Origin of the sequence: Marinobacter zhanjiangensis (genome assembly GCF_014651935.1) — a bacterium.
Classification (GTDB): domain Bacteria; phylum Pseudomonadota; class Gammaproteobacteria; order Pseudomonadales; family Oleiphilaceae; genus Marinobacter; species Marinobacter zhanjiangensis.
The window spans coordinates 1-554 of record NZ_BMXV01000020.1; the positions used below are offsets into that span (position 1 = coordinate 1).

Consider the following 554-nt stretch of genomic DNA (forward strand, 5'->3'; position numbering starts at 1 on the left):
ATGCGGGGTAGGGGAGCGTTCTGTAGGCCTGCGAAGGTGGATTGAGAAGTCTGCTGGAGGTATCAGAAGTGCGAATGCTGACATGAGTAACGACAATGGGGGTGAAAAACCCCCACGCCGGAAGACCAAGGTTTCCTGCGCAACGCTAATCGGCGCAGGGTGAGTCGGCCCCTAAGGCGAGACCGAAAGGTGTAGTCGATGGGAAACGGGTTAATATTCCCGTACCTTGGATAGCTGCGATGGAGAGACGGAGAAGGCTAGGTGAGCCGGGCGACGGTAGTCCCGGTTCAAGCGTGTAGGAAGGGGACTCAGGCAAATCCGGGTTCTCAATTCCGAGACGTGACGACGACGACCCTTTTACGGGTTGGAAGTCATTGATGCCAGGCTTCCAGGAAAATCTTCTAAGCTTCAGGCTATTCGAGACCGTACCCCAAACCGACACAGGTGGTCAGGGTGAGAATCCCAAGGCGCTTGAGAGAACTCGGGTAAAGGAACTAGGCAAAATGGTGCCGTAACTTCGGGAGAAGGCACGCCGGTATGTACGTGAAGCTCCT

The 554-nt window shown here is 55.4% G+C and carries 1 rRNA gene; it reads left to right on the forward strand.

Annotated elements, in window-relative coordinates:
* Window positions 1-554 (forward strand): 23S ribosomal RNA (locus IE079_RS18685); the annotation flags it as partial.